General features: G+C 70.9%; 20 protein-coding genes and 1 other RNA gene. 5 read left to right on the top strand and 16 right to left on the bottom strand.

Going from position 1 to position 26,134, the window contains the following annotated elements; genetic code table 11:
- The first annotated feature begins 67 nt into the window (after window positions 1-67).
- Window positions 68-1,141 carry a fatty acid desaturase family protein gene (locus AOM06_RS13070; protein ID WP_062307479.1) on the top strand — a complete coding sequence of 358 codons (1,074 nt, stop codon included), beginning with the start codon at window positions 68-70 and terminating at the stop codon, window positions 1,139-1,141.
- Between the two features lies 1 nt (window position 1,142).
- On the opposite strand, the gene AOM06_RS13065 is transcribed toward AOM06_RS13070, so the two are convergent.
- The 4 genes from AOM06_RS13065 to AOM06_RS13050 all read right to left on the bottom strand — a co-directional run bounded on the left by AOM06_RS13065 (window position 1,143) and on the right by AOM06_RS13050 (window position 4,240).
- Window positions 1,143-1,988 (bottom strand): formate/nitrite transporter family protein, encoded by an 846-nt coding sequence (locus AOM06_RS13065; RefSeq protein ID WP_082105580.1) that lies wholly within the window; start codon window positions 1,986-1,988, stop codon window positions 1,143-1,145.
- Window positions 1,989-2,042: 54 nt separating this feature from the next.
- Window positions 2,043-3,026: a calcium/sodium antiporter gene (locus AOM06_RS13060; RefSeq protein ID WP_062307476.1), complete on the bottom strand. Its 984-nt coding sequence runs from the start codon at window positions 3,024-3,026 to the stop codon at window positions 2,043-2,045.
- A gap of 209 nt (window positions 3,027-3,235) precedes the next feature.
- Window positions 3,236-3,603, bottom strand: a transfer-messenger RNA (tmRNA) gene (gene ssrA, locus AOM06_RS13055).
- Between the two features lie 76 nt (window positions 3,604-3,679).
- Window positions 3,680-4,240 (bottom strand): TetR/AcrR family transcriptional regulator, encoded by a 561-nt coding sequence (locus tag AOM06_RS13050; protein WP_062307471.1) that lies wholly within the window; start codon window positions 4,238-4,240, stop codon window positions 3,680-3,682.
- A gap of 186 nt (window positions 4,241-4,426) precedes the next feature.
- Between AOM06_RS13050 and AOM06_RS13045 the strand changes: the two genes are divergently transcribed.
- Window positions 4,427-7,039, top strand: a complete 2,613-nt coding sequence (locus tag AOM06_RS13045; RefSeq protein WP_062307467.1) for an MMPL family transporter — start codon at window positions 4,427-4,429, stop codon at window positions 7,037-7,039.
- 204 nt (window positions 7,040-7,243) lie between these two features.
- On the opposite strand, the gene AOM06_RS13040 is transcribed toward AOM06_RS13045, so the two are convergent.
- From AOM06_RS13040 to adhE, 8 genes are all read right to left on the bottom strand, one after another.
- Window positions 7,244-9,058 (bottom strand): DUF2207 domain-containing protein, encoded by a 1,815-nt coding sequence (locus AOM06_RS13040; protein WP_082105579.1) that lies wholly within the window; start codon window positions 9,056-9,058, stop codon window positions 7,244-7,246.
- A 71-nt stretch (window positions 9,059-9,129) separates the two neighbouring features.
- Entirely contained in the window at window positions 9,130-9,603 is a 474-nt protein-coding gene (gene smpB / locus AOM06_RS13035) for an SsrA-binding protein SmpB (RefSeq protein ID WP_062307456.1), read from the bottom strand.
- Between the two features lie 85 nt (window positions 9,604-9,688).
- Window positions 9,689-11,140, bottom strand: coding sequence for a M23 family metallopeptidase (locus AOM06_RS13030; protein ID WP_062307451.1), 1,452 nt, complete (start codon window positions 11,138-11,140; stop codon window positions 9,689-9,691).
- Window positions 11,137-12,048 carry a permease-like cell division protein FtsX gene (gene ftsX, locus AOM06_RS13025; RefSeq protein ID WP_062307445.1) on the bottom strand — a complete coding sequence of 304 codons (912 nt, stop codon included), beginning with the start codon at window positions 12,046-12,048 and terminating at the stop codon, window positions 11,137-11,139. The genes AOM06_RS13030 and ftsX overlap by 4 nt, the downstream gene beginning before the upstream one ends.
- The gene (gene ftsE, locus AOM06_RS13020; protein WP_062307444.1) at window positions 12,045-12,737 is read right to left on the bottom strand and encodes a cell division ATP-binding protein FtsE; all 693 of its coding nucleotides are present in this window, start codon (window positions 12,735-12,737) and stop codon (window positions 12,045-12,047) included. The genes ftsX and ftsE overlap by 4 nt, the downstream gene beginning before the upstream one ends.
- Window positions 12,738-13,018: 281 nt before the next feature.
- Window positions 13,019-14,134, bottom strand: coding sequence for a peptide chain release factor 2 (gene prfB, locus AOM06_RS13015; RefSeq protein ID WP_082105589.1), 1,116 nt, complete (start codon window positions 14,132-14,134; stop codon window positions 13,019-13,021).
- A 52-nt stretch (window positions 14,135-14,186) separates the two neighbouring features.
- Window positions 14,187-14,453, bottom strand: a complete 267-nt coding sequence (locus AOM06_RS13010) for a hypothetical protein (RefSeq protein ID WP_156163709.1) — start codon at window positions 14,451-14,453, stop codon at window positions 14,187-14,189.
- 123 nt (window positions 14,454-14,576) lie between these two features.
- Window positions 14,577-17,294 (bottom strand): bifunctional acetaldehyde-CoA/alcohol dehydrogenase, encoded by a 2,718-nt coding sequence (adhE, locus tag AOM06_RS13005; RefSeq protein WP_062307429.1) that lies wholly within the window; start codon window positions 17,292-17,294, stop codon window positions 14,577-14,579.
- A 354-nt stretch (window positions 17,295-17,648) separates the two neighbouring features.
- Between adhE and AOM06_RS13000 the strand changes: the two genes are divergently transcribed.
- Window positions 17,649-18,641, top strand: coding sequence for an SLAC1 anion channel family protein (locus AOM06_RS13000; protein WP_062307424.1), 993 nt, complete (start codon window positions 17,649-17,651; stop codon window positions 18,639-18,641).
- Window positions 18,642-18,751: 110 nt separating this feature from the next.
- Here the strand turns inward: AOM06_RS13000 and AOM06_RS12995 are convergent, their stop codons facing one another.
- From AOM06_RS12995 to gabT, 4 genes are all read right to left on the bottom strand, one after another.
- Complete coding sequence (locus AOM06_RS12995) at window positions 18,752-19,162, bottom strand: rhodanese-like domain-containing protein (protein WP_062307419.1); 411 nt, start codon at window positions 19,160-19,162, stop codon at window positions 18,752-18,754.
- A 107-nt stretch (window positions 19,163-19,269) separates the two neighbouring features.
- The gene (locus AOM06_RS12990; RefSeq protein ID WP_062307414.1) at window positions 19,270-20,634 is read right to left on the bottom strand and encodes an NAD-dependent succinate-semialdehyde dehydrogenase; all 1,365 of its coding nucleotides are present in this window, start codon (window positions 20,632-20,634) and stop codon (window positions 19,270-19,272) included.
- A 43-nt stretch (window positions 20,635-20,677) separates the two neighbouring features.
- Window positions 20,678-22,144, bottom strand: a complete 1,467-nt coding sequence (locus AOM06_RS12985; RefSeq protein WP_062307407.1) for an NAD-dependent succinate-semialdehyde dehydrogenase — start codon at window positions 22,142-22,144, stop codon at window positions 20,678-20,680.
- Window positions 22,141-23,505, bottom strand: coding sequence for a 4-aminobutyrate--2-oxoglutarate transaminase (gene gabT, locus AOM06_RS12980; protein WP_062307403.1), 1,365 nt, complete (start codon window positions 23,503-23,505; stop codon window positions 22,141-22,143). Before gabT ends, AOM06_RS12985 begins: the two co-directional genes overlap by 4 nt.
- Window positions 23,506-23,597: 92 nt before the next feature.
- On the opposite strand from gabT, the gene AOM06_RS12975 reads away from it, so the two are divergent.
- Both AOM06_RS12975 and AOM06_RS12970 read left to right on the top strand, forming a co-directional pair.
- Window positions 23,598-25,115, top strand: a complete 1,518-nt coding sequence (locus AOM06_RS12975) for a PucR family transcriptional regulator (RefSeq protein ID WP_062307398.1) — start codon at window positions 23,598-23,600, stop codon at window positions 25,113-25,115.
- 105 nt (window positions 25,116-25,220) lie between these two features.
- Complete coding sequence (locus tag AOM06_RS12970) at window positions 25,221-26,072, top strand: capsular polysaccharide synthesis protein (protein WP_062307394.1); 852 nt, start codon at window positions 25,221-25,223, stop codon at window positions 26,070-26,072.
- Window positions 26,073-26,134 lie beyond the last annotated feature (62 nt).

Here is a 26,134-nt window from a genome sequence, read left to right as displayed (position 1 = left end):
CCATCCGCATGACGAGCATCGCCGCTCAGCCCGACTGGGAAGTCACCCGCCACGACCCCGGAGAGGCATGATCCCGGCCCAGCCCCCTGCATCGTCCCTGCCCGTCAACCACGTCACCCGCCGCTTCGCGGCGCTGTCGGCGACCATCCGCGACACCGGCCTCCTCGAGCGCGCCTACGGCTTCTACGCCATCTACGGCGCTGCGCTCGCGCTTGCGCTGGGCGGCGTCGTCACCGGGATGATCCTCCTGGGCGACTCCTGGTTCCAGCTGCTCATGGCGGCCGCGCTCGCCATCGTGTTCACGCAGATCGCGTTCCTCGGCCACGAGGCGTCGCATCGCACCGTGCTCGCCTCGGGCCCGGCCAACGACCGCCTGGGGCGCTTCCTCAGCACGCTGATGGTCGGCATCAGCCACCAGTGGTGGATGCACAAGCACACCCGCCACCATGGCAACCCCAACCGGGTGGGCAAGGATCCCGACATCGACATGGACACCATCGCGTTCCGCGAGGAGGACGCCGCGAACGCACGCGGGCTCCTGCGGTGGATCAACGCGCGCCAGGGTTGGCTGTTCTTCCCGCTCCTCACGCTCGAGGGGATCAACCTCCACTACCAGTCGATCCGCTCGCTGGTGACCTCCGGGACCCGCCGTCAGCGCTGGCAGGAGATCCCCGCGATCGCCGCGCACTTCGTGCTGTACCTGGTGCCGCTGTTCTGGTTCCTGCCGCTCGGGATGGCGTTCGCGTTCCTCGGCGTGCAGATGGCCGTCTTCGGCGTGTACATGGGCGCCTCGTTCGCGCCGAACCACAAGGGCATGATGATCGTCCCCGCGGACATGAAGATGGACTTCCTGTCCAAGCAGGTGCTCACCAGCCGCAACATCCGGGGCGGTTGGACCATGTCCATCCTCATGGGCGGGCTCAACTTCCAGATCGAGCACCACCTGTTCCCGTCGATGGCGCGCCCGCACCTGGGACGCGCCAGGGAGATCGTCCGCGAGCACTGCGCGAACGTGGGCGTGCCCTACACGGAGACCAGCCTGCTCGAGTCGTACGCGATCGTGGTGCAGTACCTCAACCGCGTCGGGCTCGCCGCGCGCGACCCGTTCGACTGCCCCGAGCGCGTCGCGATGGGGCGGTAGCTCAGCGCGCGGTCGCGTCCTCGAGCACCGCCTCGGCCTCCTCGACCGGGTCCTGGGCCGGCGCATCGTCCGCGTCCGGGCGCGCCTTGCCGGCGACGAAGGCGTAGGCGAGACCGATCACCACGGCACCGCCGACCAGGTTCCCCAGGCCCACGCACACCATGTTGGTGCCGAAGTCCGCCCACGTGACGTCGCCGCCGCTGATGAGGCCGATGCCGAACGTGGTCATGTTCGCCACGACGTGCTCGAAGCCCGAGGCGATGAAGGCCAGCACGGCCCAGAAGATGATGACGGCCTTGGCGACCTCGTTCTTGAGGCGGGCCGCGGCCCAGATCGCGACGCATACGAGCACGTTGCACATGACGCCGCGCCAGAACAGCTCCGCGGGCGTGTGCGAGATCTTGCCCGCGAGCGTGTCGGCGGCGAACTCCCCTGTCGCGCCGTGCCCGAGCACCCCGGTCTGGATCATGACCCACGCGAACGCGAACGCGCCGATCATGTTGGCGAAGAAGATCGCGAGCAGCACGCCCGCGGCCTGGAACCAGGAGATGGTGCGACGGATCGCGCCGAGCGGGAGGATCATCATCGCGCTCGTCGCGAGCTCTGAGCCGGCGAAGACCACGATGGTGAGCGCGGCGGCGAACACGCTGCCGGCGACGAGCTTCTCCATCGGATCGCCCGCGACGTGGAACGGCCCCGCGGCCGACCACATGAGGACGTCGCCGACGCCGATCCACATGCCGGCGAGCATCGCCGAGACGAGGAGGCGCAGCGGGGTGCGCGAGAGCTTCACCTTGGCCACGGCGGCCTTGGCATGGACGTCGACGGTTTCGGGGAGAGTCAGCACGTATCGAAGGTAAGGGGCGATACGGCGTGCGAGCAGGTACGGAGGTCCCGACGATCAGCCGCCCGCGGTGCCGATGAGCACCGCCGTGTAGGCGATCCAAGCCGCCAGGAGCGCCGCGCCCTCGAGACGGTTGATGCGCCCGTCGGCGCGCGGCCGGAAGCCCATGATCAGCAACGCGAGCGTGAACGCGAGGAGCACGGGGAGGTCCCGCGTGAGCGCCTGCGGCTCGACGGCGGAGGGCGCGATGAGCCCCGCGAGCCCCACCACCGCGAGCGTGTTGAACAGGTTCGAGCCGATGACGTTGCCCAGCACCAGGTCCGTCTCGCGGCGCCGCGCGGAGACGATGGCCGCGGCCAGCTCCGGCGCCGAGGTGCCGATCGCGACCACCGTGAGGCCGATGACCAGGTCCGACCACCCGAGGCGCTCCGCGATGCCCACCGCTCCCCAGACGAGCACGCGCGAGGCCGCGACCAGCAGCACGATGCCGCCGATGGTCCACGCCCACGCCGCCCGGTACGACATCCCGGCGGCGGCCTCCCGCGCCTCGATCTCGCGCGCGAGCTCGTCCTGGGGCTCGCCGGGTGGCCGGCGCCGGGTGCCGGTGCGGACCGCCCAGACCAGCTGCGCGCCGAGCGCCATCACCAGGATCCCGGCGTCGATGCGGGAGATGCTCCCGTCGAGCAGCACGAGCGCGAGCAGGAGCGTCGCCGCGAGCAGCAGCGGCAGCTCGCGTCGGAGCACGCCGCGGTGGACCAGGACGGGCACGATGATCGCGGTGATGCCGAGGATCAGGCCGATGTTCGCGATGTTCGAGCCGAGCGCGTTGCCGAGCGCGATCTCGGGGTCGCCGCCCGCCGCGGCGAAGGCCGACACCACGAGCTCCGGGGCGGACGTGCCGAAGCCGACCACGACCATGCCGATGAGCAGCGGCGCCATGCCCAGGTGCGCCGCGACGGACGATGCGCCGGAGACGAAGCGGTCGGCGCTCCACGCGAGCGCGGCGAGCCCTGCCAGGGTCGCGAGGATCGCGAGCGTCATGGCCCGAGCCTAGTGACGCAGCTCGCGGGCGCGCTGGCGGGACATGGGTGCCGGATCCGGCCCGGATCCGGCACCCATGTCCCGCGGGGACGTACCGGAGCGGCGAGCGGGCGCGGCGAGCGCGGCTGCCGACGGGCGCGGCGGGCGAGCGCCCGGCGCCGGGCATGCGAAGGCCCCCGCACGCCGATGGGCGTCGGGGGCCTCGCGAGAGGTGGAGATGCCGGGAATCGAACCCGGGTCCGCATGTCCAAACCGAAGTCTTCTCCGGGCGCAGCCTGAAGAAGGTTTTCTCAGCCCCTCACCCACCATCAGGCAGGTGGTGAGCGGGCTCAGTCATCTAGAAGTCCCGCAGTCCCCGATGACGAAGGACTGAAGCAAGTTCCCTAGTCGACGCCAGGATCCAGGTCGGGAACGCCCCTGGGCTGACGGACTTCATGGCGCTCGCTTAGGCAGCGAGGGCGAAGTCGGTGCGCTTGGAATCGGCACCTATAGGTTGCAGAGGTCGTTTACGAGATAACTCTGCGTTCTCGGCCCGCTTCCCTCCGGAAGTAAACACACGTCGAAACCGATCATCCCCTGTGCAGTTATGACACCAGTCTACCGGAACGACCGACAGCGCCCAAGCACGCCTCCGTGCTCCGCCTCGGAAGCGCTCAGGCGCCCTCGCTGAGCACCGGCAGACCGAGCACGATGCTCCAGATCCAGCCGGCGGCCTCCGCGGCCGGGGGCCGGTCCTCGGCGAGCAGCCACTCCCCCACGACGCCCAGCACGAGGCCGGTCAGCCCTGCCGCCACGACGTCGACCGGAAGCCGCTTGCGCGAGATCTCGTCGACATCGGGAGCGAGGTCGCGGATCGCCTCGCGGCTGCGGAGCCGCAGCCGGGTCAGCACCGCGCCATAGCCGGGCTCTGTGAACACGCGGCGGTACAGATCGGCATGCGCCTCGACGTGCTCGAGGAAGCGCACCAAGGGCTCGGGCGGCGCCGCGCCGAGGATGAGCCCCGACATCCCCGCCCCCGCCTCCTCCGCGACGGCGTCGAGCGCGTCCGCCAGGAGCGTCTCCTTGTCGGAGTAGTGCTGGTAGAAGGTCGAGCGGTTGACCCCCGCCTCGGCCACGATGTCGCTCACCGAGATGTCGTCGAGCCCGCGCTCGCTCGCGAGCGCCACGAGCGCCTCCTGCAGGCGTCTCCGGGTCCTCACGATGCGCACGTCCACGGGGAGATTGTGGCACCGTCCGTGGACTTCACCAAGCGATAACCAACAGTTGTCGTGAAACTCGTCGGAGTTGTCCTAGACTTCTCTCAGACGTGCCTCCCGGCCCGGGCTCAGCCCGCGCGGCCGGACGGCACGCCAGGGCATCGTCGCCACCCTCCCCGGATCACCCCTGAGAAAGGTTCCCCTGTGGCCCACCTCCTGTACCGCATCGGCCGCGCGTCGGCCATGCGGCCGCTCATCGCGATCGTCGCGTGGCTGCTGGCGCTCGGCGTCGCCGGCGGCGCCTTCGTCGCGGTCGGCGGCACCCTCACCGACAGCTTCTCCATCCCCGGGCTCGAGACCGAGAAGGTCACGGACCAGCTGGTGGAGGAGATCCCCGAGCTCGCAGGCGGGTCCTCGCGCGCGGTCTTCCAGACCGAGAGCGGCGAGCCGTTCACGGACGAGCAGAAGCAGCAGGTGAGCGACGCGCTCGCCGCCGCGCAGGACGTCGACGCCGTCACCGGCGTGATCGACCCGTTCGCGACGCAGGCGCAGCTCGAGGAGCAGCGCTCGCAGCTCGAGGGCGCGCCCCAGCAGATCGAGGACGCGCGCACCCAGCTCGATGCCGGCCAGGAGCAGCTCGACGCCGGCCAGCAGCAGCTCGACGAGGCGCTCGCGCAGCTCGAGGAGGGCCAGCAGCAGCTCGACGCCGGCCAGGCTCAGCTCGACGAGGCGATCCAGCAGGCCAAGGACGCCGGCACCTACGAGTTCGCGGTCGCAGAGTTCGAGGCGCAGCAGGCGCAGATCGACGAGCAGCAGGAGCAGCTCGACGCGGGTCTCGCGCAGATCGAGGAGCAGCAGACGCAGCTCGACGACAGCCAGGCGCAGATCGACGACGGCCGCGCGGAGCTCGAGGCCCAGGAGGCGCAGCTCGAGCTCGGCGCCCAGCTCGCGGACGCAGCGGCGGGCATCCGCTCGGTGTCCGAGGACGGCACCACCGCGCTGGGTCTGATCCAGTTCGACACCAACGTCTACGAGGTGGTCCAGGAGGACAAGGACGCGGTCATCGCCGACGTCCGCGCCGCCACCCCCGACGGCATCACCGTCAACTTCTCGGCCGACATCGCGACCAGCGTCGAGGGCGTCATGGGCGCCGGCGAGGTCATCGGTGTCGCGCTCGCCTTCGTGGTCCTCATGGTGATGATGCGCGCGATCTGGCCGGCGCTCATGCCCATCGTCACGTCGGTGCTCGGCGTCGGCGTCGGTGTCGCCACCGCGCTCGCCTTCTCCGGCGTCGTGGAGATGTCCTCGGTCACCCCGGTGCTCGGCGTCATGCTCGCCCTCGCCGTCGGCATCGACTACTCGCTGTTCATCGTCAACCGCCACCGCGAGCAGTACAAGCGCGGCATGGACCTCCACGAGTCCATCGGCCTCGCGAACGGGACGTCCGGCAACGCTGTCGTCTTCGCGGGCTCGACGGTCATCGTGGCGCTGCTCGCGCTCAACATCACCGGTATCCCGTTCCTCGGCATCATGGGCACCGTCGGCGCGTTCTGCGTCGGCATCGCGGTCCTGGTCGCCGTGACCCTCACCCCCGCGGTGCTCGGTCTCGTCGGGCACCGCGTCCTGGGAAAGAAGGCACGCGCGACCCGCGGTGCCGCCGAGCACGCCGAGGCACCCGTCGAGCCGATGCGCACGGGCCTCGCGCTGCTGCGCTTCTTCGGCGCGGTCGTCGCGCTGCTCATCATCGCGATCCCAGCGTTGTCGATGCGCCTGGGCCTGCCCGACGGCACCCAGGAGCCCACCGACTCGACGCAGTACATCGCGTACAAGACCGTCGACGAGAAGTTCGGCGAGGGCGTCAACGGCACCCTCCTGGTGACCGCGGAGCTGCCCGAGGCGGTCTCCGACGACGAGCTCCTCGCGGCCCAGGTCGCCGTGGCGAACGTCCTCATGGAGAACGAGGACGTCGCCGCTGTCGCCCCGGCCGGCGCGTCCGAGGACAACGGGTTCCTCGCGTTCCAGGTCATCCCGAACGAGGGCCCCGGCAGCGAGTCCACCGTCCAGCTGGTCGAGGACCTCCGCGAGCTCTCCCCACTCGAGGACGGCACCGTCATCGGCGTCGCCGGTGAGGCCTCAGGCAACATCGACGTCTCCCAGAAGCTCGACGAGGCGCTCCCGCTCTACCTCGCGATCGTGGTGGGCCTGTCGATCATCATCCTCATCGTCGTGTTCCGCTCGCTGGTGGTACCGCTCATCGCGACGCTCGGCTTCGTGCTGTCGCTGTTCGCGGCCTTCGGCATGGTGACCGCGGTGTACCAGTGGGGCTGGCTGAGCTCGCTCTTCGGCGTCCACGACCCGGGCCCGGTGCTGAGCTTCCTGCCCATCATCCTCACGGGCATCCTGTTCGGCCTCGCGATGGACTACCAGCTGTTCCTCACCACCGGCATGCGCGAGGCGTACGTCCACGGTCTCGATGCGCGCCGCTCGGTGGTCTCGGGCCTGCGCCACGGGCGCGCCGTGGTCACGGCCGCCGCGATCATCATGGTCTCGGTGTTCGGCGGATTCGTGTTCTCGCACATCGCGCTGATCCGGCCCATGGGCTTCGGCCTCGCGATGGGCGTGCTGTTCGACGCGTTCGTGGTCCGCATGGTCATCGTGCCGTCGCTCATGCACCTCGTGGGCGAGAAGGCGTGGTGGCTGCCGCGCTGGCTCGACAAGATCCTCCCCAACGTGGACGTGGAGGGCGCGGCGCTCGAGCGCGAGCATCCCGTGCCGCACACCGAGGAGACCGACGAGGAGCCAGCCGCGCAGGCCTGACCCTCAACGCCGCGAGAGGCCCGCACCCCTGCTGGGGTGCGGGCCTCTCCGCGTTCCGTCTCACACGGCTCCGCCACACACGGGCCGCGTGCCGCGCCCGGAACGGGGCGCGATGGTCGCGGCTCGCCGATGACACGCCGGCACACGTGTGGCGGAGCCGTGGATCGGTGTGGCGGAGCCGCAAGGGGCGCGCGCGACGGCGGCTCACCAGCCGCCGCCACCACCGCCTCCGCCACCACCGCCGGAGAAGCCGCCTCCGCCGGAGAAGCCCGACCCTCCGGACGAGCCCGGTGTGGGCGCGCTGATCGCCGCATCGGCCAGCGCCGTGAACTCGCCCATGCGATGCCCGAAGCCCGCGGCGTGCGCCCAGAACAGGCCGTAGCCGAAGCCGTAGCCGCGGTACCAGGTGGGCTCGGCGAGCCGCTCCCCCTGCGCCGCGAGCTGCTCGAACTTCTTGGTCCACGCCTCGGCGTCCCCGAACGCGATCGCGTACGGCAGGTACCTGCTGAAGAGGTCGTGCCCCTCCTCGACCCGCAGCTGCGCCGCCTCGGCGGTACGGAGGTAGAGCTCGAAGCCCTTGGTCTGCGCGAGGATCCGGCTCCCCTCGGGCGTGCGCGCGGGCGCGATCGCGAACGTCGCGACCATGACGATGCCCACCACCACGAGCGCGAGCGGGATCAGCGCGAGCGAGGACACGTTCGCGAGCCCGACGGTCGCGAGCACGCCCGCGATGAGGACCGCGACGCCCGTCCCGGCCCACGCGCCGCGCGCATGCGTGGGGTTCGAGCGGAACCAGCCGTTGGTGGTGACGTTGCGGTAGAGCTGCGCCTGGACCTTCGCCATGTCGGCGTGGAAGGTGGTCTTGAGGTCGTCGAGCGTGACGCGGTCACGTCCGGTGAAGATCGCGTCGAAAAGCATCTGCTCGTACGGATGCAGGGCGCCGTCGGCCTCGCGCTGCTTGACCAGCGTGTACCCGTCCTCGCCCGTCGCCTCGATCACCAGGTAGCCGCGGACGGCGAGGTCCACCATCGTCGCGGTGACGTCGCGGACATCGGCCTTCTCGTCGATCAAGGTGCCCAGCTGGCCCGGGCGCAGCCCGTCCGGCGGCGCGAAGGCGACCGCGACGGGAGCGCGCTTGTCGCGCTTGCGCACGGCGGCGGCCTCTCCCCCGGCCGGGCCGACGCCGGGCGTGAAGTCGGCGTACTCGTGATCCGCCCCGGTGGTGCGGATGCGACGCACCACCAGCGCGAGGCCGCCGAGCAGCAGCACCAGGAAGCCGCCCACCGTCCAGGGCGTGATCCGGAACGCGTGAGCGAGATCGCTGCTCTCGCGCAGCACCGGCTCCGTCGAGTAGGTCCCGGCGGGGTACGCCACCGCGACGGACATCGGCTCCCCCGGCCCGAGCGAGGCCTGCGTGAACTCCGCGCCGACCCCGCCGAAGTCCACGCCGTCGCACGCGGTCGTCCCACCGGCGGGTCCCGCGAAGCATGTCGCGTCGGTGACGTCGGCCTCGCCGGTCACCGTCACCAGGATGTCGGCGATGGGCGTCTCCCACCCGTCGCCGATGACGTTCCAGTAGAACTCGTCACCGGCGTCCGTCGCGTTCATGACGTCGTGAACGGTATAGGTGAGCACGTAGGTCTGCACGCCCGAGACGTCGTCCACGTCCTCGTCGCCCACGCGCACCACGAGCCAGTCGTCGCCCTCCTCGAGGTAGACCTTCGCAGGCGCGCCCGTCGGGGACGATGCACCGACGTCGGTGATGTCGTAGACGCGGTCGTAGTCCGGATCGTCGGTCGCCTGGCGGATCGGCAGGGTCCAGTACGGACCGTGGCCGGGCTCGTTCCCGAAGTCGAAGTCGATCTCGACCGTGACGTCGACAGAGCCGTCCCCCTGCAGCGTGTACCCCGCCTCCCACCGCTCGACGCTCCGGCCGCCGTCGGGCGCATCGGCGTGCGCGACGACCGGCACCAACGCGGCTACCAGGGCTGACAGAACGGAAAGGACGATGCGGGCCATGGGTCCATCATGCCCACCCCAGCGCTCGTGGAATGACGCGACCCGCGCATCGTCCCGCCGCAGGGGTGCGGTCAGCGGTTGATGCCGCGCTGCGTGCCGAAGGCCCGCTCGGCCTCGCGCTTGTCCTGCTTCTCCCGCAGCGTCTGACGCTTGTCATGCATCTTCTTGCCTCGGGCGACGCCGATCTCGAGCTTCGCGCGCCCATCGAGGAAGTACAGGCGCAGCGGGACGATCGTGTAGCCCTTCTCGCGCGTGCGCTGCTGAAGGTCCTCGATCTCGTGCCCGTGCAGGAGCAGCTTGCGCTTGCGCTTGGGCGCATGGTTGGTCCACGTGCCCTGGGAGTACTCGGGGATGTGGAGGTTCTCCACCCAGGCCTCGCCGCCGTCGACGTAGACGTAGCCGTCGCCGATCACGGCGCGGCCCTGGCGCAGGGACTTCACCTCGGTGCCCGTGAGGACGATGCCCGCCTCGAGGACGTCGTCGATGAAGAAGTCGTGGCGCGCGGCGCGGTTGGTCGCGATCACCTTGATGCCGCTCTCACCCATGTGCCACCTCCTCGGCCCTTCCCGGCTCGCCCGGCCGATCGTCGGCGGGCGCGACGCACCAGTCTAGCGGTGCGTGCACCGCCGCTCAGCCGATGTACTTCATCGGGTCCGTGGTGTCGCCGTTGACGTAGACCTCGAAGTGGAGGTGGCACGCCGCGGAGGTGCCGGTGTTGCCCGAGTAGCCCACCAGCTGGCCCTTGGTCACGTACTGGCCCGCGCTCACCACGGAGCGGGTGAGGTGGTTGTAGCTGGACATGAGCGACTTGCCCTCGATGTAGCCGTGGTCGAGCAGGACCGTGTTGCCGAGCCCGGCGCGCCACATCGCCCACTGCACCTTGCCCGCGCGCGCCGCGTAGATCGGGGTGCCGCAGTACGCGCGGATGTCGGTGCCGGCGTGCAGGCGCCAGTAGTGCAGGATCGGGTGGAACCGCATGCCGTAGCTCGACGTGACCACGTGGTACGGCGAGGGCCAGCCGAGCAGGCCCTTGCTCCACGTGCTGGTCGAGCCGCCGGAGCCCGACGAGCCGCCCGAGCTCGAGGACCCGCCGGAGCTCGACCCCGAGCCGGAGCCGTTGCCCTTGGCCGCCTCCTCGGCGGCCTTGCGCGCGGCCTCCTCGGCCGCCTTGCGGGCAGCCTCCTCGGCCGCCTTGCGGGCAGCCTCCTCCTCGGCGAGCTTCTTCTTGACGAGGTCCTTGATGGTGTCGCGCACGGCCTGCTGCTTGGCCTCGAGCTCCGCCTGACGCTCGAGCTCCTCGGCCTTCTTCGCCTCGAGGTCCGCCTTGAGCTTCTGCTGCTCCTCGACCAGCTCGTCGAGCGCGGCCTTCTTGGCGGCGGCCTGCTCCTGGAGGCGCTCGGTCTCGACGACGAGCGCATCGGCCTCCGCCTTGAGCTCGACGATGTAGTCGCGCACCGCCTCCTGACGGGCGCCGCGGTTGCGGTTGACCGCCGCGATCTCCTCGACGTCCGCGAGCGCGTTCGACTGCACGCGCGAGGCGTTGTGCTCCGCCGCGAACTTGTCGATGAACTCCTGGGAGGTGCTGGCGCCGAACACGAGGCTCAGCGCCTCGTCATCGCCCACACCCTGGTACTGCGCGCGGGCGAGCGCCGCGACGATCTCCTCGAGCTCGACGATCCGCGCCTCGTCCTCGGCGATCTGGTCCGAGATCGCCTTGTCCTGAGCCTCGGCGGCAGCGAGCTTGTCGGCGGTGAGCTTCTGCTGGAGCAGCGCCTCGTCGACCCTCTCGTTCGCCTTGTCGAGCGCCTCCTGCGCCGCGGGCAGCTTCGCCTCCGTCGCCTTGAGCTTCTTGCTCGCGGCGATGATCTCCGCGCTCGTGTCCTCGAGCGCGCCCTCGAGGTCCTCGAGCTGCTCGTCGTACGAGTCCGACTTGTCCTGCGCACGCTCGATGTCGTCGTCGTAGCTCGAGTCGTAGCGGATGCCGCCCTCGGCGCCGGCGCCCGTCACCAGGGTGCCCGTGAGCACCGCGACGAGCAGCGTCGCCGTCGCGGCGAGCAGGGGCGTGCGGAGGTGACGGATCATGCGCGCGTGTACCTCCCGAGCGTGACGATCGACGCGACGGCCGCGAGGCCCACCGCGATCACCAGGAGCCAGGGAGCGACGTTCAGGACATCCGAGGTGCCGATGTACTGCACCCACGTCACCGAGCTCTTGAGCCAGTCCTCGATCAGGTAGCGGACGCCGAAGAACAGGCCGCCGATCGCGAGGACGGCGCCGGCAGTGGCAGCGACCGCGCCCTCGAGCATGAACGGCATCTGGATCAGCGAGCGCGAGGACCCGACCATGCGCATGATCTGCGTCTCGCGCCGGCGGCTGAGCGCGCTGAGCCTGATGGTGGTGGTGATGAGCAGCATCGCGGCGATGAGCATGACGGCGGCCAGCGCCGCGGCGATCACGGTCGCGGCGTTGAGGAAGCGGAACAGCTCGGAGAAGATCTCGCGCTGGTCGCGGACCACGTCGACGCCGGGAAGCCCCTCGGTCGCGTCCGCGACCACCTGGTACTGCTCCGGGTCGGAGAGCTTCACACGGAAGCTGGGCTGCATCTGCTCGGGCGTGAGGTACGACCAGATGCCCTCGTCGTCGTTCGCGACGAACTTCCCGTAGGCCTCCTCGCGCGACTCGTAGTAGACCTTCTGGACCAGGTCGCTCAGCGCCCCGTCCTCGAGGACCGCGCGGATGTCCTCCTCCTGCGCGGCGGTGACCGCGCCCTCGGCGCATCGTTCGTTGCGCGAGCTCTCGGGGCACAGGAAGATCGCGATCTCGACCTTGCCGTACCAGTCGTCCTTGAGCTGGTCGATCTGCATCTGCGTAAGCGCCGCGGCGCCCACGAACATGAGCGACACGAACGTCACCAGGACCACGGACAGCGCCATGGTCGTGTTGCGGCGGAGGCCGTTGAAGACCTCGCCGAAGATGAACCGGAGCCTCACACGCGCTCCAGCCCGTAGACGCCGCGGTCCTGGTCGCGGACCAGCTCGCCGCCGCGCAGCTCGATGACGCGCTTGCGCATCTGGTCGACGATCTCGTCGTCGTGCGTGGCCATGAGCACCGTGGTGCCCGTGCGGTTGATGCGATCCAGGAGCCGCATGATGCCGACGGAGGTCCCCGGGTCGAGGTTTCCGGTCGGCTCGTCGCACAGCAGGATCGGCGGGTGGTTGACGAAGGCGCGCGCGATGGCGACGCGCTGCTGCTCGCCGCCCGACAGCTCGTGCGGGAAGCGCTTCTCCTTGCCCGACAGGCCCACCAGGTCGAGCATCTCGGGGACCGTCGACTGGATGTGGTGGCGGCTCTTGCCGATGACCTGGAGCGCGAACGCGACGTTCTGGTACACGGTCTTGTTGGGGAGCAGGCGGAAGTCCTGGAACACCGCGCCGATCTCGCGGCGCAGGTGGGGCACGCGCCACGCGGACAGCTTGTTGAGGTGGCGCCCCGCGACGTAGACGTCGCCGCCGGTGGGCCTCTCCTCGCGCAGGATGAGCTTGAGGAACGTCGACTTGCCCGATCCGGACGAGCCCACGAGGAACACGAAGTCGCCGCGCTCGATCTCCACGGAGACGGAGTCGAGCGCGGGACGGGCGCCCCGCTTGTAGACCTTGGTGGCGTTGTCGAGTCGAATCATGAGTGCTGCGCGCGCGAGGGGTAGGACCCGCGCCACCTCAGCATGGTAGGAACGCGCTCACCCGGGTTCGGGGAGGCGCGCCGCGCCGCGCGTGTCCTGTTCGTCACGTCGTGACAGTTGACGATGCGCGAAGCAGTGCCGCTCGCGGCTCCGCCACACGGATCTGCGGCTGCGCCACACGCCGCTCGGCGTGTCGTCGGTGTGTCGTGGCAGCGGACCACTCGATGGTGCCGCCGAGAGCTCTCCTGTGTGGCGGAGCCGCAGGGCGGACCGGGGCTCGATTACTCGGCGGCGGCCTTCTGCTCCGCGCGACGCCAGCGGATGCCCGCGTCGATGAAGCCGTCGAGGTCGCCGTCGAACACGATCTGCGGGTTGCCGACCTCGTAGCCGGTGCGCAGATCCTTGACCAGCTGCTGGCCGTAGAGGAAGTACGAGCGCATCTGGTCGCCCCACGAGGCCTTGATGTCGCCCGCGAGCTCCTTCTTCTGCGCCGCCTCCTGCTCCTTCTTCAGCAGCAGCAGGCGCGACTGGAGCACGCGCATGGCGGCGGCGCGGTTCTGGATCTGCGACTTCTCGTCCTGCATCGACACGACGATGCCGGTGGGCAGGTGCGTGAGGCGCACGGCGGAGTCGGTGGTGTTGACCGACTGGCCGCCGGGGCCCGACGAGCGGAACACGTCGACCTTGATCTCCGACTCGGGGACCTCGATGTGGTCGGTCTGCTCGATCTCGGGGATCACCTCGACCGCGGCGAACGAGGTCTGACGCTTGTCCGCGGAGCCGAACGGGCTGATGCGCGCGAGTCGGTGCGTGCCGGCCTCGACCGACATGGTGCCGTACGCGTACGGCGCGTTGAGCTCGAAGGTCGCGGACTTGATGCCGGCGCCCTCGGCGTACGAGGTGTCGAGCACCTTGGTGCCGTAGCCGTGACGCTCGGCCCAGCGCAGGTACATGCGCAGCAGCATCTCGGCGAAGTCGGTCGCGTCGTCGCCGCCGGCGCCCGAGCGGATGGTCACCACCGCGTTGCGCTCGTCCCACTCCCCCGTCATGAGGGTGCGGACCTCCATGGCAGACAGGTCGGCCTTGAGCTTCGCGAGGTCGGCGTCCGCCTCGGCGAGCGTGTCCTCGTCCTCGCCCTCGATGCCCAGCTCGACCAGCACCTCGAGGTCGTCGATGCGCGCGCCCATGCGCGCGACGCGCTCGAGCTCGGCGTTCGCCTGGCTCAGCTGGCTGGTGACCTTCTGGGCGTTCTCCTGGTCGTCCCACAGGTCGGGCGCCGCGGCCGCCTCCTCGAGCTCGGCGATGCGCGCCTTGAGCCGGGTCGGGTCGGTCACCGCCTCGATCTGGGAGAAGGTCGAGCGGAGCTCCTGGATCTCGGTCGCGAAGTCGGTGGCCACGAGCGTCAAGTCTAGTGGCGCTCGTGCGGGACCTCGCGCGCGATGCGCGGGATCAGCCGCCGGTGACCGCGTCGACCGCGTCCTTGACGTCCTCGACCTTCTGCTTCGTCTCGTCGATCGTCTGCTTCGCGTCGTCGACCTTCTGCTGGACCTCGTCGGCCTTCTGCTTGACCTGGTCCTTGACGTCGTTCGCCTTCTCGATCGCGTCCTTGGCGCCGGAGGTGGCCTCGGTGAGCGCGTCCCTCGCGTCGTCGCAGCCCGAGAGGACGGTGGCGAGCGTGGCGGCGGCGACGAGCGTGGCGGCGAGGCGGCGATTCATGCCGACCATCATGGCGCACCCGCGCATCGTCCCGGAACACGCACAGGGCCCCGACACCGGAGGGGTGTCGGGGCCCTGAGGGAGGGTCTCACGGGGTCACGAGGACCCCGGGAGCCAGCTTGTTCAGGCCTTCTTCGCAGCGGCCTTCTTGGCCGGGGCCTTCTTGGCGTCGGCGACGATGGCCTCGGCCTTGCGGTTGGCCTTCACCTCGTCCCAGGTGATGCCGTAGTACGCGGCCTCCATCATCACCTTCATGTCCTCGAGGATCGGCAGGCGCGGGTTGGCCGGCGCGCACTGGTCGGCGTAGGCGTTCATCGCGAGCGTGTCGAGCGAGGCCATGAACTCCGCCTCGTCCACGCCGAGCTCCTTGAAGGACTTCTCGACGCCGCAGGCGGTGCGCAGGTCCTCGACGGCCTTCGCGTAGGACTCCACGCCCTCCTCGGGGGTCGAGGCCGGGAGACCGAGGTGCTTCGCGATCTCCTGGTAGCGCTCCGGCGCGACGTACGACTCCGCCTTGGGCCACGAGGCCGGCTTGGTCGGGACCTTGCCGTTGTAGCGGATCACGTGGGGCAGGTACACCGAGTTGGTCCGGCCGTGGGCGATGTGGAAGGTGGAGCCGGTCACGTGCGACATGGCGTGCACCAGGCCCAGGAACGCGTTGGCGAAGGCCATACCGGCGATCGTCGCGGCGTTGTGCATCTTCTCGCGGGCCTTGACCGCCTGGCCGCCCTCCTGCACCGACTGGGGCAGGTACTCGAAGACCATCTTGATGGCCTGCAGGCACAGGCCGTCGGTGTAGTCGTTCGCGTAGACCGAGACGAAGGCCTCGGTGGCGTGGGTCAGGGCGTCGAGACCGGAGTCGGCGGCGACGCGCGACGGGAGGTTCGCGGTGAGGACCGGGTCCACGATCGCGACGGTCGGTGTGAGCGCGTAGTCGGCGAGCGGGTACTTGCGGCCGCTCTCCGGGTCGGAGATCACGGCGAACGGCGTCACCTCGGAGCCGGTGCCCGACGTGGTCGGGATGCAGACCAGCTTGGCCAGCTCGCCCAGCTTCGGGAACTGGAAGGCGCGCTTGCGGACGTCGAAGAACTTCTCCTTGAGGTCGGCGAAGTCGATGTCCGGGTGCTCGTACAGCAGCCACATGACCTTCGCGGCGTCCATCGGCGAGCCGCCGCCGACCGCGATGATCGTGTCGGGCTTGAAGGCGCGGAGGGTCTCGGCGCCCTTGCGGACGGTCGCGACGCTCGGCTCGGGCTCGACGTTGTCGATGATCTGCACCGAGATCGGGTTCTCGCGACGGTTGAGGACGTCGAGGACCTTGTCGACGATGCCGATGCGGGTCATGGTCGCGTCGGTGACGATCGTGACGCGGTTGACGCCGTTCATGTCGTGCAGGTACTGGATCGCGTTGGGCTCGAAGTAGGTCTTGGCCGGAACCTTGAACCACTGCATGTTGTTGTTCCTCCGGCCGATGCGCTTCACGTTGATGAGGTTGACCGCGGTGACGTTGTTCGAGACCGAGTTGTGGCCGTAGGAGCCGCAGCCGAGGGTGAGCGACGGCATGAACGCGTTGTAGATGTCGCCGATGCCGCCGTGGCTCGAGGGCGAGTTCACGATGATGCGGATCGCCTTGCAGCGCTTGCCGAAGTCCTTGATCAGCGCGTCGTCGGTCGCGTGGATCGCGGCCGAGTGTCCGAGGCCGTGGAACTCGACCATGCGCTCGGCGTAGTCGAGGCCCTGCTCGGTGGACTCCGCCTTGAGGACGGCGAGGACCGGGCACAGCTTCTCGCGGGTGAGCGGCTCGCTCTCGCCGACGGTCGAGACCTCGGCGAGGATGATCGAGGTCTCCTCCGGGACGGAGAAGCCGGCCTGCTCGGCAATCCACTGCGGCGACTTGCCCACCACGTTCGGGTTGAGCTTCGCGCCGGCGCAGTTCTGGCCGTCGGCGGTGACGCCGAAGATGAACTCCTCGAGCATCTTCTTCTCGGCAGGGGTGACCTTGTACGCGTGGAGGCGGTCGAACAGCTCGAGGGCCTTGTCGTAGATCTCGGCGTCGAGGATGACGGCCTGCTCCGAGGCGCACACCATGCCGTTGTCGAAGGCCTTCGAGATCACGAGGTCGTTGATCGAGCGCTCGAGCACGGCCGACTTGTGCACGTAGGCGGGGACGTTGCCCGCGCCGACGCCGAGGGCCGGCTTGCCGCACGAGTACGCGGCCTTGACCATCGCGTTGCCGCCGGTCGCGAGGATGAGCGCGACGCCGTCGTGGTTCATGAGGAGGTTGGTGGCCTCGAGCGAGGGGGTCTCGACCCACTGGATGCAGTGCTCGGGGGCGCCGGCCTTGATCGCGGCGTCGCGGACGATCTTGGCGGCGGCGACGGACGACTGCTGCGCGCTCGGGTGGAACGCGAAGATGATCGGGTTGCGGGTCTTCAGCGCGATGAGCGACTTGAAGATCGCGGTCGAGGTCGGGTTGGTCACGGGGGTGACGCCGGCGACGACGCCGACGGGCTCCGCGATCTCCGTGATGCCCTTGATCGGGTCCTCGTGGATGATGCCGACGGTCTTCATCGGGCCCATCGAGTGCGTGACGTGCTCGCACGCGAAGATGTTCTTGACGGCCTTGTCCTCGAAGACGCCGCGGCCGGTCTCCTGGACCGCGAGGACGGCGAGCTCGCCGTGCTGGTTGAGGGCGGCCACGGAGGCCTTCTTGACGAGGAGGTTGACGTCGTCCTGCGTGAACACGCTGTACGCGTCGAGCGCCTCCTGGGCGTTGGCGACGAGCTTGTCGATGGCGGTCGCGACGTCGGTGGTCGCGCTCTCCGGGACAGTGGTAGTCATCTTTGTCTGGCTCCTAGTGACGGGTGCCGGCCCCCTCCGGGCCTCGATCCCCATGACCCTCACGGTAGGCGCGGGCCAGGGGGATCTCGCGGGGCAGAGGTCCCGGGGACCATAGGCCCACTACCAGGCATTTTATGCCCTAGGGGGTATAGGATCCAGGGACTTTCACGTGCTTTCGCGGGGACGATGCGGCCGGCCAGGAGGTCCGGAATGGTCCCGCCCGAGCACTTGACGCCGGCCGGAACGCCGCCGCGGCGGGCAGGCATGGGACCATCGACCCCGTCCGCGACCCCGGCGGCCGGTGCCAGACTGAGGGCATACGCCAGGGGGTATCCCGACGCCGAGGAGGAAGCCATGACCACCGACACCGCCGCATCGTCCACGGCGCCTCCGGCGCGCAGCCTCGCCCACCTCCCGGTGGGCATCTTCGCCGTCGCGATGGGAGTGGGCGGGACCGCGGTCGCGTGGTACCGCCTCGAGGAGGCCTTCGAGCTGTCGCTGCCGGTGAACGACATGCTCGCGGGCCTCGGGCTCGCGGTCGTCGCGGTCGCCCTCGTGGCCTACGCGGCCAAGGCGATCCGCCACCCGGGCGCGGCCCGCGCCGAGTGGACGCACCCCGTGAAGTCCGCGTTCGTGGCCACGCTGCCGGTCTCGCTCATGGTGCTCGCGACGGCGTTCGCACCGATCGCCGAAGGCGTCTCCGCGGCGCTGTGGTGGCCCGGCGCGGCGCTGCAGTTCATCGCGACCGTGCTCATCATGCGCGCCTGGATCGCGGACGCGCGCGTCGAGGCGGTGCACGTGCACCCGGCGTGGTTCATCCCGATCGTCGGCAACCTGGTGGCACCGCTCGCGGGCGTCGCGCACGCGCCCACGGAGATCAGCTGGTACTTCTTCGGGGTCGGCGCGCTGTTCTGGCTCGGGCTGCTGCCCATCGTGCTGGGCAGGCTCTTCCTCGAGGGCACCATGCCGTGGCGCCTCGCGCCCACGCTCGCGATCCTCGTCGCCCCGCCTGCCGTTGCCTCGCTGTCCTGGGTGCGCCTCGGCGGATCGTGGACCGACCCGATCGCGATGATGCTGCTCGGCGTGGTGATCTTCCAGCTCGCGCTGCTCGCCTCGCAGGCGACCTACCTGCGCAAGGTGCCCTTCGCCGTGAGCGCGTGGGCGTACACGTTCCCCCTCGGCGCGGCCGCGTCCGCGCTGCTCGCGGCCTACGAGAGCGGCGCGACCGCCTTCGCGGCCTGGGTCGGGGTGGCGGCGCTCGCCACGGCAAGCCTGCTGGTCCTCGGGCTCGGGTGGCGCACCGCCGTGGCTGTCGTCCGCGGCGAGCTGCTGACCGCGGAGGGTTGAGCCCGCCCCCGGCGCGCAAGCGTCGACCACGACGGAAGGTGCCCGCCACGAGCTCGTGGCGGGCACCTTCCGTCGGTCGTGAGCGCGGCGCGGCCGCGAGCCGCGGTCCGTCAGCCGGCGACGACGTCCCCCGACCAGGCGCCGATGCCGCCCTCGAGGCCCACGGTGTGCTCGACGCCCCCCGCGGCCATCTGCTCGATGGCGACGCCCGAGCGGTTGCCGGATCGGCAGTACACCGCGTACTCGCCCTCGGGGTCGAGCCCGGCGACCTCGGAGTCGAAGGTCGACGCGGACACGTCGATGTTGACCGCGTCGGGCAGGTGGCCCTCGGCGTACTCCTCGGGGGTGCGGACGTCGATCACCACGACGCCGTCGGTGGCGACGGCCTCGGCGAAGCGGTCGGCGGAGACGTGCTCGCCGTCGAAGGCGACGGGGCCGGACTCCGTGGGCGAGCAGGCGGCGAGCGTCGCCGCGAGGACAAGGGCGGTGGCGGCGAGGGCGCCGCGGCGGATGCTGATCATGCGGGACAGCATACCCCAGGGGGTATTGGCGCGCGCCGGTCGGCCCCGGACACGACGACGCCCGACGGCCACCCAGGAGAAGGAGGCGGCCGCCGGGCGTCGATGGGTCAGGCGATGCGGATGAGCTTCTTGTTGACGAACTCGTCCGCGGCGAGGAGGCCCATCTCGCGCGAGGTGCCGGAGCGCTTCACGCCGCCGAACGGCAGCTCGGGGCTGTCAGCGAGCACGCAGTTGACGTAGACCATGCCGGCCTCGATCGCGTCCGCGATGCGCTCGGCCTGCTCGGGGTCGGTCGTGTAGACGTACGAGCCGAGGCCGAACGCCGTGTCGTTGGCCAGCGCGACCGCCTCCTCCTCCGAGGCCACCTTGTACACGGCCGCCGCGGGCCCGAAGAGCTCCTCGCGGTAGACGTCCATGTCCTTGGTGACGCCCGTGAGGACGGTCGGCTCGAAGAACGCGCCGTCACGGGTGCCGCCTGCCACCAGGGTCGCGCCCTGCTCGACCGCCTTGGACACCTGCGCGTCGAGGCGCTCCGCCGCGGCGAGCGAGGACAGGGGCCCGATGACGCTCTCCTCCGCGAACGGGTCGCCCGCGGTGCACGCGACCATCGCGGCCGTGAACTTCTCGAGGAACTCGTCGTAGAGCGAGTCGATGATGATGAAGCGCTTGGGCGCGTTGCAGGACTGGCCCGAGTTGTCCATGCGGGCCTCGACGGCGCCTTCCACGACGGCGTCCAGGTCGTCCGTCGACAGCACGATGAACGGGTCCGAGCCGCCGAGCTCGAGCGCCACCTTCTTGAGGTGCTGACCCGCGAGCGACGCGACGGCGGACCCGGCACGCTCCGAGCCCGTGACCGAGACGCCCGCGATGCGCGGGTCGGCGATCATCGTCGCGGCCTGCTCGTTCGAGGCGTAGACGTTGACGTAGACGCCCTCGGGGAAGCCCGCGTCGCGGTACATCTGCTCGATCGCGGCGGCCGACTCGGGGCACTGCGGCGCGTGCTTGAGCACGATCGCGTTGCCCACCACGATGTTCGGCGCCGCGAAGCGTGCCACCTGGTAGTAGGGGAAGTTCCACGGCATGATGCCGAGCAGCGCGCCCAGCGGGCTGCGGCGGATCACCGCGGTGCCCTCGCCCAGGATGTCGATGGGGGTGTCGCCCGTGACCTTCTCCGCGTTGTCCGCGTAGTACTCGGTGATGTCCGCGGCGAAGTCCACCTCGCCCAGCGCGTGCGAGAGGGGCTTGCCCATCTCGCGCACGATGATCGCCGCGAGCTCCTCGCGACGCTCACGGTGCAGCTCGGCGACGCGACGCACCAGCGCGGCACGCTCCTCGACCGTGGACGAGCGCAACCACCCCCGGTACGCGCCGTCGGCGGCCGCGAGCGCGGTCTCGACGTCCGCCTCGGACATCGTCGGGTAGTCGGCCAGGCGCTCGCCGGTGGCCGGGTTCACTACTGCGTAGCCGGACATGTGTCTCCTTGCGTTGCTGGTGGTGGGTGGACGATGCGGCGGTTCAGCCCGCCGGGATCAGGGTGTACTTGGTCGACAGGTACTCGTGGATGCCCTCGAGGCCGCCCTCGCGGCCGATGCCGGACTGCTTGACGCCGCCGAACGGCGCGGCCGCGTTGGACACCACGCCCGCGTTGAGGCCCATCATCCCGGTGTCGAGCCGATCGATGAGGCGGTGCCCGCGCGCCAGGTCCTGTGTGAAGGCGTACGAGACCAGGCCGTACTCGGTGGCGTTCGCGAGCGCGATCGCCTCCTCCTCGGTCTCGAAGGTCGCGATCGCGAGCACGGGCCCAAAGATCTCGGTGGTGAGGATCTCGGAGCCCGGCTGCACGCCCGTGAGCACGGTCGGCTCGACGAAGCTGCCTGGCCCGTCGACCGCCTTGCCGCCGGCGGCGACAGTGGCGCCCTTGGCCACCGCATCGTCCACCAGGGCGAGCGACGTCGCGACGGCGCGGTCGTCGATGAGCGGGCCGATGGTGACGCCGTCCTCGGTGCCGCGGCCCACCTTCATCCCCGCGACGCGCTCCGCGACGCGGCGCGCGAACTCGTCGGCGACGGAGGCGTGCACGATGAACCGGTTGGCGGCCGTGCAGGCCTGACCGATGTTGCGGAACTTGGCCATGAGGGCGCCCTCGACGGCCTTGTCCAGGTCCGCGTCCTCGAACACGAGGAACGGAGCGTTGCCGCCCAGCTCCATCGACACACGCAGCACGCCGTCGGCGGCCTGCTTGAGCAGCGCGCGACCCACCTCGGTCGACCCGGTGAAGGAGAGCTTGCGCAGGCGCGGATCGGAGATGATGGGCTCCGAGACGGCCCCCGAGCGGGAGGTGGTCAACACGTTGACCACCCCGGCGGGGACGCCCGCCTCCTCGAGCACCGAGGCCAGCAGCAGCGTGGTGAGCGGCGTGAGCGCGGCCGGCTTCACGACGACGGTGCAGCCCGCGGCGAGCGCGGGGGCGATCTTGCGCGTGGCCATCGCGAGGGGGAAGTTCCACGGGGTGATGAGGTAGCTCGGCCCCACGGGGCGCTGCGAGACGACCATCGTGCCGGTGCCCTCGGGGTTGGGGCCGAAGCGCCCGGTGATCCGGACGGCCTCCTCGGAGAACCACCGCAGGAACTCGTTGCCGTAGGCGACCTCGCCGCGCGCCTCGGCGAGCGGCTTGCCCATCTCGAGCGTCATGAGCAGCGCGAAGTCCTCCGCGCGCTCGCGCACCAGCTCGAACGCCTTGCGCAGGATCTCGCCGCGCACGCGGGGCGCCGTCGCGGCCCACGCGCCCTGCGCGGCGACGGCCGCGTCGAGTGCGCGCCGCGCATCGTCCGGCGTCGCGTCGGCGATGCTCGCGAGCACCTCGCCCGTCGACGGGTCGGCGACGTCGAGCGTCGCGCCGGACGACGCCTGGGTCCACTCCCCCGCGATGTACAGGCCGGTGGGGACGGAGTCGAGCAGCGCGCGCTCGGCGACGGCGGTCATGCGGACACCTCCGCCGCGAGCGCGGCCGCGACCACGTCGAGGCCCTCGGACAGGAGCGCGTCGCCGATGGTGAGCGGCGGCAGGAACCTCAGGACGTTGCCGTACGTGCCGCACGTGAGCACGATGACGCCCTCGGCGATGCAGCGCTTGGCCACCGCGCCGGCGAGCGCGGCGGCGGGCGCCTTGGTCGCGGGGTCCACGAGCTCGATCGCGATCATCGCGCCGAGTCCGCGGATGTCGCCTATGCGCGCGTCCGCCGCCTGCATGGTCTCGAGGCGCGCGAGCATCAGCGCCTCGATCTCCCGGGCGCGGTCGGACAGGTCCTCGGACTCGAACACCTCGATGCTCGCGAGCGCCGCGGCGCAGGCGATCGGGTTGCCGCCGTAGGTGCCGCCCAGGCCCCCGACGTGGGCGGCGTCCATGATCTCGGCGCGGCCGGTGACGGCGGCGAGCGGGAGCCCGCCCGCGATGCCCTTGGCGGTGGTGACCATGTCGGGCACGATCCCGAAGTGCTCGGAGGCGAACATCGCGCCGGTGCGCGCGAAGCCACTCTGCACCTCGTCCGCGATGAGGATCACGCCGTTGGCGGTGCACCACTCCGAGATCGCCGGGAGGAAGCCCTCGGCGGGCACGATGAAGCCGCCCTCGCCCTGGATCGGCTCGATGATGACGGCCGCGAGGTTGTCCGCGCCCACCTGCTTCTCGATGACCGAGATCGCCTTGGCCGCCGCCTCGGGGCCGGTGAGGCCGTCGCGGTACGGGTACGACATGGGCGCGCGGTACACCTCGGAGGCGAAGGGTCCGAAGCCGCTCTTGTAGGGCATCGACTTCGCGGTGAGCGCCATCGTGAGATTGGTGCGGCCGTGGTACGCGTGGTCGAAGGCCACGACGGCCTGGCGGCCGGTCGCCTTGCGCGCGATCTTGACCGCGTTCTCGACGGCCTCCGCGCCGGAGTTGAACAGCGCAGACTTCTTGAGGAAGTCGCCCGGCGTGAGGCGGTTGAGCGCCTCGGCGACGGCCACGTAGCCCTCGTAGGGCGACACCATGAAGCACGTGTGGGTGAACTGGGCGGCCTGGCGCTGGACGGCCTCGACCACCTTGGGATGGGCGTTGCCCACGGAGGTCACGGCGATGCCCGATCCGAGGTCGATGAGCGAGTTGCCGTCGGCGTCGACGACCACGCCGCCGCCCGCGGCCACGGCCGCGATGGGCGCGGTGTGGCCCACGCCTGCGGCGACGGCTGCCGACTTGCGGTCGAGCAGCTCCTGCGAGCGCGGACCAGGGATCGCGGTGACGAGCCGGCGCTCCTGCGTGAGGGCCGGTCCGCCGGCGGTCGCGGCGGAGGTGTCGATGAGGGTCATGAGTGCGACGCTAGGCCCGCGACCGTGGACGCCGCACTCGCCGCCGCGTACAGCCTCTTGCTCAGAACTGTCCACGGTGGCAGGCTCGGCTCATGGCTTCGCCGACCATCCGCGCGCTGCTCGCGCGACCCGAGCTCCACCTGCGCCTCGCCACCCCCGAGGCCGCGATCCCCGAGGGCGCGCTCGACGCGACCGTCCGATGGATCCACAGCTCCGACCTCGCCGACCCCACCCCCTTCCTCGCGGGCGGCATGGTGCTGCTCACCACGGGTACGCAGTTCCGCGACGCGGGTGACGACCCCAAGCCGTATGCGGCCTACGTGAAGCGCCTCGCGCGCTCGGGGATGATCGGCCTGGGATTCGGCACCGAGGTCGAGCGGGAGGGCATCCCCGAGCCCCTGGTGAAGGCCTGCCGCGAGGCGCGCCTGCCCCTGTGGGAGGTCCCGTACGACACCCCGTTCATCGCGCTCGCACGCGCCAACGCCGAGGCGCTGGCCGCCGTCGCCTACGAGCGCCGGACGTGGGCGCTCGAGGCGCAGCGCGCGGTGGCGCTCGCGGCGCTGCGCCCTGACGGGCTGCGCTCGATGCTCGCCGAGCTCGCGCGCCGCCTCGGCGCCTGGGTGGGGCTGGTCGACGGCGATGCGCTCATGCACGAGCACCCGGGCGGCGGCGTCGATGCCGCGAGCGTGGCGGAGCTGCGCCGGCACGCGGCGGCGATGCTGGTGCGCGGCGTCCAGGCCACCTCGGGCGTGACGGTGGGCGATCAGGTGTTCCAGCTCCAGACGCTCGGCCAGCGGGGCCGCCTTCGCGCCGTGCTCGCGATCGCGGCGGAGGACCTCGACGAGCAGCACCGCGCGGTGGTGACCACCGTGGTCGCGATGGCCGCGCTCGCGCTCGAGCAGCGCCAGGACCTTGAGCAGGCGCGGGAGGCGCTCGCGGAGGGCGTGCTCGCGGCGCTCCTGCGCGGCGACGTGGCCCTCGCGGCCGGGGTCGCGCGCGCCTCGGGATCGCCGCTGCCGGACCCGCCCGTGGTGGTCGCGGTCGCCGACCAGAGGCTCGCCGAGGCGGGCGGGATCGGGCGCTGGCTCGACACGCGAGGCGTCGCGATGCTCCACGCGATCGACCACGGCGACCTGGTGGTGGTGCTTGCGGAGGAGGACACGGCGCTGGTCGACGAGCTCGTGCTGCGCCACGGCGGCACGGTGGGGGTGTCGGCGCCCATGCGCCTCGACGCCGTGCCCGAGGCGCTCGGGCAGGCGCGGACCGCACGCGAGCGGAGGCTCTCCCCCGTCACGCGCTTCTCGGACCTCCCGGGCGCCGGGGTGCTGGCGCTGCTCGAGACCGGCGAGGCGCGCATCGTCGCGCAGGCCTCTCTCGAGCCCCTCACCGCGCATGACGAGCGGCAGGGCTCGGCGCTGGTCGCCACGCTCGCGGCCTGGTTCGCGGCGGACTGCGCCCACGATGCCGCGGCACGCGCGCTCGGCGTGCACCGGCACACGGTCCGCGCACGCCTCGCGGCGGCCCAGGAGCTGCTCGGGCAGGACCTGGGATCGGTCGCGGGTCGCTCGCAGGTGTGGGCCGCGATGCGTGCGGCGGGGCTGCTCGCCTGAGAGACCTGACGGGCGCAGCAGCCCGGGCTAGTCTTTGTCGCGCCGTGCCGTCCGTGCCGATTCGTGGCCCGCACGCCTCGCGGCGGAAGGGGCGCGCGATCGGCGATGGACAAGACGATCTGGATTCTCTGGCTTCAGGGCTGGGACGATGCACCGCGCCTGGTGCAGTCGTGCGTCGAGAGCTGGCGTCGAGCCAACCCGACGTGGACCGTCCGCACCATCGACCGCAGCGATGTCGCAACCCTGGTGCCCGACCTTGCGATCGACCCCGGTGTGAAGCCCGCGGCCCAGTCTGACCGCATCAGGTTGGCCCTGCTGGACCGCTTCGGCGGCGCCTGGGCGGATGCGACGACGTTCTGCATGGAACCGCTCGACTCGTGGCTGCCCGACCCGCTTCCCACCGGCTTCTTCGCCTTCCGCGCGCCGCGCCCGGGCCGGGCGCTGTCGTCGTGGTTCCTCGCCGCTGAATCGGGCTCGCCGATCATCGCCGGTTGGCACGCGGCCTCCGAGCGGTACTGGAGCGAGCGGAGTCGGGCGAGCGGGTACTTCTGGCTGCACGAGCTGTTCGGGGAGCTCATCGCCACCGATCCCATCGCGCGCCGCGCCTGGGAGGAGGCGCCGCGTATCTCCGCACGCGGACCCCACTTCTTCGGCCCGTACCGCGATCGCTTCTACGGCCCGATGCCGCGCGACGGCGCCGCGCACGTCGCGTCACGGCGCACGCCGGTGTACAAGCTCACCAACGCGGCACTGCCCGATGAGCCAGATCCGACCTCGGCATACTCGCTGTTCGCATCCGGCCACGTGCCGGCGCCGGTCAGCAGCCACCGCTTCGGTCCGATGGCACGATTCCGCGAGCACCGACGCCAGAACACGATCGACGCCGAATGGCGGCGCCGCGAGCGCGAGGCGGCCGCGCGGGCAGCGCGGCCACGCCCGACGGCAGGCGAGAGCTGAGCCTCGCCGCCTCGCCCTGACCACCGGAAGCGCGCCACGAGGTGCTCGGTGCTCGATCACGG

This window comes from Demequina subtropica (genome assembly GCF_000971235.1).
Lineage (GTDB): Bacteria > Actinomycetota > Actinomycetes > Actinomycetales > Demequinaceae > Demequina > Demequina subtropica.
This window is presented reverse-complemented; position numbering and strand designations above follow the sequence as displayed.